Genomic DNA, 4,618 nt, shown 5'->3' with positions numbered 1-4,618 from the left:
CCAATAACCAATAACCAATAACCAATAACTAATAACTAATAACTAATAACCAATAACCCACAACCAATAACCAATAACCAATAACCAATAACCAATAACCAATAACCAATAACCAATAACCAATAACCAATAACCAATAACCAATAACCAATAACCAATAACTATAACTATTTTTCAATTTGGATTACTTGAATGCTGCCGCCCGCATAAAGTTTTGGTTGTTGAGTTGCTTCGGAATTGTTAGGTTGAAATCCCACCTCTGCCAACAAACTCCCCAAGTCAGTTTCGATTAACTCCCAAGCGGTTTCAGTCTCAAACAACCACAAAAATACAGCCAACCCCGGCCAAAATACCGGATTTGTGGGCCGATGAAAATCTACCAAAGTGAATACACCCCCCGGCTTGAGTACGCGGTAAACTTCTTGAAAGATTTCCCTCAACTGTAGGGGCTGCATTTCGTGCATGGCTACGCTGCTGTGCACCAAGTCAAACTCACCGTCGCCAAATGGCATGGATTCGGCAAAAGCTTCTACATATTTGGCTGACGGTACATTTTTTCTGGCCCGTTCCAGAGATAATGGCGAAGCGTCGAGTCCTGTGACATCCTGGGAATATTGCACCAGAAACTGCGTAGTTTGGCCGCTACCGCAACAAAGGTCTAAAATTTTAGTTTCCGCGCTAGGGGTCAAGTTTTGCAGGGCTAGCTGGCGAAAACGAGCCTCGCCACCTACGCTCAAAGCAGCCAGACGGGCGATCGCGTCGTACAGCCACTGATACCGATAACTTAAATCTCTAAAAATTGTTGCCACAGTCAAAATTATGTATAGCTTGTTATCGACTTAAGATATCATGAGGCTATATTGTTAAAATAAGTAACAGAACTGAGACGATGGGAGAGCTGTAACTGCTATGGGCCGTGTGGGAGTATTGCTATTAAACTTGGGCGGGCCAGATCAAATCGAGGATGTCCGTCCTTTCCTGTTCAACTTGTTTGCTGACCCGGAAATCATTCGCATTCCGTTTCCGTGGATGCAGAAACCGCTCGCCTGGTTGATTTCGACCCTGCGATTTCAGAAATCCCAGGAAAACTACCGCCAAATCGGGGGCGGCTCTCCTTTGCGCCGGATTACCGAAGAACAAGCCGCTTCGCTGCAAGAACTCTTGCAAGAAAAGGGACAGGATGCCAGAGTATACGTGGGGATGCGCTATTGGCATCCTTTTACCGAAGAGGCGATCGCCAAAATTAAGCGCGATCGCATCGAACACTTAACAATCTTGCCGCTATATCCTCAATTTTCCATCAGCACCAGCGGTTCTAGCTTCCGGCAGCTAGAAGAAATGTGGGGCAAAGATCCAGACCTCAAGGATATAGAATATACCGCTATTCCTTCTTGGTATCAACGACCTGGTTACATTCAGGCAATGTCGGAACTGATCGCCCAAGAACTAGACCACAATCCTCATCCCGATCGAGTTCACATCTTTTTCAGCGCCCACGGTGTCCCCCTCAGCTACGTAGAAGAGGCTGGAGACCCCTATCAGCGCGAGATTGAAGATTGCACTCGTCTGATTGTGGAACATTTGAACAGACCTAACGAACACACCCTCGCCTATCAAAGTCGGGTTGGCCCGGTGGAATGGCTCAAGCCTTACACCGAAGACGCGATTACCGAATTGGCAGAAAGTGGAATCGAAGATTTGTTGGTAGTTCCGATTAGTTTTGTTTCCGAACACATCGAGACTCTGCAAGAAATTGACATGGAGTATCGAGAACTAGCGGAAGAATCGGGGATTGAAAATTTCTACCGAGTGCCGGCGCTGAACACTCATCCGGTGTTTATTGAAGCCTTGGCAGATTTAGTCATCGAATCTATAGAATCTCCCAGCGTTAAATTTTCTGATGTGATACGCCCTTCCAAGAGAGTCAAAATGTACCCTCAAGAGCAATGGGAGTGGGGTTTGACGACGGGGGCGGAAGTCTGGAACGGTCGTGTAGCAATGATTGGTTTTATAGCATTAGTGATCGAGTTAATTACGGGTCAAGGCCCGCTACACTCGATCGGCTTGCTTTAAATTGACAGTTGACAGTTGGCAGTTGACAGTTGACTGTTGACTGTTGACTGTTGACTGTTTTTACAAATGACTAATGATATCAAATCGGTTGGTATCGGAATTATTCATCTCTCTCTTGTGGAGACTCAGCGCTCTCTGCGCCCTCTGCGGTTAAATCATTCCGAAACAACCGTAAACGATATGACTAATCACCAATAACTAATAACTAATACCCGATGCTCCATGCCCGATGCCCGATGCCCGATGCCCAATAATTAAATTAATCAGGATCGCGCTTGCGGCGGCGGGGATTTCCCCCATCGCCCGCTATTCCCTGACTTCTGTACCAGCAATACCACTCTTTAGAACTGCGAATTGCCAGCCACAGCAGCAGCATAGCAACTAACGCTCCCTGTCGCGGGGCATCAAAGGCAAACAAAACCAAGGAAATGCACAGAACATCTTGCAAAAAAATCACCCAAATCGGCAACCTCCGCAGCCGATAAAGCCATCCTGCTTGTACCAGTTGCAGCACTAAAGCCAACAAACCTCCCACAATACCAATAATCCACAGTATCCAAGGGTGAGCAATAATTTCGTCGATCGAACTTACCTGAGCGATCGCAATTCCCATAATTGCTCCTACAATAGGACTAAAAATAATCTGCACAACTTGCAGCACTCGCTGTCCCACAAAAGTTTTAGAAGCAAATAACTCTAACAGCGACCAACTCACCAAGATGGTAATAGCCACTTGGGGAGGAACCCCCGATAATAGAGGTATTTCCGACCAAAGTTTGTCAATCCGCAACAAACCAATTAATAGCAGGGGCAGGGCAATTCTCATACCCCCCGCCGCCGATGCAGATAGCGCGGCTAGGAGTCCAACCATAATAATAATTCAGTTTCTAACGTCAGCTAAAGCCTCGATCTATTTCAGAATTTAATTCCCCTAATGGCTGGCTGTGGTTTGAGCGATCGAACTCAAATTACCCCTTGAGCTTAAATATATCTCTCTATTTTAAGTGTATTTGCTTAATCTCTGCTTGGGAGTGCGATATTGTCGATCGAGACAAGGCAGTTTCTGGACAGTTGACAGTTGACAGTTGACAGAATTCAACCAGGGTTGTGATTAAATTAGCTTAAGCACCAGAAGCCTTCTTCTCTCTGAGAACAGTCAACAGTCAACAGTCAACTAACTTCTTATGTCTGACTCATTATTTACCGACGCCAGCCGCCGATTAGAACAAGCCTTAAAATATGTGTCGCTTTCCGAGGATACGATCGAACGGCTCAAATATCCCAAATCCAGCTTAATTGTATCGATTCCCGTGCGGATGGACGACGGTTCCCTGCGAATTTTCCAAGGTTATCGAGTGCGCTACGACAACACCAGAGGCCCCTCTAAAGGAGGAGTGCGCTACCATCCAAAAGTATCCCTTGATGAAGTGCAATCCTTAGCATTTTGGATGACTTTTAAATGTGCGGTTCTCAACATACCATTCGGAGGAGGCAAGGGCGGAATTACTGTCAATCCCAAAGAATTGTCCAAATTTGAATTGGAAAGGTTGAGCCGGGGTTACATTGATGCGATCGCAGATTTCATCGGCCCCGATGTCGATATTCCCGCACCAGATGTCTACACCAATCCCATGATTATGGGTTGGATGATGGATCAGTACAATATTATTAAGCGGCAGCTTTGTCCGGCGGTGGTGACTGGAAAACCCGTGACAATCGGCGGCAGTTTGGGCCGAGATACCGCCACAGCAACCGGCGCTTTTTTTGTAATAGAAACTGTACTGCCAAAATTCGATCTAAATCCTCAAGATACAACTGTAGCAGTACAAGGTTTTGGTAATGCCGGTGCCGAAATAGCAGAATTGCTGTGGAAAGCCGGTTACAAAGTTGTTGCAGTCAGCGATTCCCAAGGGGGAATTTATGCTAAACAAGGGCTGGATATCCCCAGTATTCGAGGTTTTAAAGACTCTAACAAAGGTATTAAAGCTCTTTACTGCGAAGGTTCGGTTTGCAATATTGTCGAACACGAAATCTTGACAAATGAGCAACTTTTAGCGTTAGATGTAGACGTGCTGGTTCCAGCAGCTTTGGAGAATCAAATAACTGAAGCCAATGTTAACGATGTCAAGGCTAAGTTTATTTTTGAAGTAGCTAACGGACCGATCGATTCGGCTGCTGATTTGATTTTAGAAGCGAGGGGAATTCAGGTAATTCCTGATATTTTAGTGAATGCTGGGGGCGTAACGGTTAGTTATTTCGAGTGGGTGCAAAATCGCAGCGGGCTTTATTGGACGCTGGAGGAAGTCAACCAGCGGTTGCAGCACAAAATGGTCGAAGAAACTGAGGCAATTTGGAAGATATCTCAGGAATTGTCAGTTTCCATGAGAACTGGGGCTTACGTGTACGGGTTGAATCGACTCGGAGAAGCGATGAATGCGAAGGGAACGCGGGATTATTATGTGAACGGGTGAGGGAAGTGCGGTAAGATTGTGCGATCGCACAATCTTACCGCACTTCCCTCACCCGTTCACATAATAATCCCGCG

General features: G+C 46.0%; 4 protein-coding genes. 2 read left to right on the top strand and 2 right to left on the bottom strand.

The window, feature by feature from the left end; all coding sequences use genetic code 11:
* Window positions 1-167 precede the first annotated feature (167 nt).
* Complete coding sequence (locus WBA89_RS28635; protein WP_424411012.1) at window positions 168-809, bottom strand: class I SAM-dependent methyltransferase; 642 nt, start codon at window positions 807-809, stop codon at window positions 168-170.
* Between the two features lie 100 nt (window positions 810-909).
* On the opposite strand from WBA89_RS28635, the gene hemH reads away from it, so the two are divergent.
* On the top strand, window positions 910-2,073 hold the full coding sequence (gene hemH, locus WBA89_RS28630; RefSeq protein WP_424411011.1) for a ferrochelatase: 1,164 nt from the start codon (window positions 910-912) through the stop codon (window positions 2,071-2,073).
* Between the two features lie 259 nt (window positions 2,074-2,332).
* Here hemH and WBA89_RS28625 read toward each other — a convergent pair whose 3' ends face one another.
* The gene (locus WBA89_RS28625) at window positions 2,333-2,944 is read right to left on the bottom strand and encodes a DUF4126 domain-containing protein (protein ID WP_424411010.1); all 612 of its coding nucleotides are present in this window, start codon (window positions 2,942-2,944) and stop codon (window positions 2,333-2,335) included.
* Window positions 2,945-3,257: 313 nt separating this feature from the next.
* Between WBA89_RS28625 and WBA89_RS28620 the strand changes: the two genes are divergently transcribed.
* Window positions 3,258-4,544 (top strand): Glu/Leu/Phe/Val family dehydrogenase, encoded by a 1,287-nt coding sequence (locus WBA89_RS28620; protein WP_424411009.1) that lies wholly within the window; start codon window positions 3,258-3,260, stop codon window positions 4,542-4,544.
* Window positions 4,545-4,618: the final 74 nt, after the last annotated feature.

It is taken from the genome of Microcoleus sp. (genome assembly GCF_049646505.1).
Classification (GTDB): Bacteria; Cyanobacteriota; Cyanobacteriia; order Cyanobacteriales; family Microcoleaceae; genus Microcoleus.
Note: the sequence above shows the minus strand (reverse complement) of the source record. Positions and strands in the feature narration are given on the sequence as shown.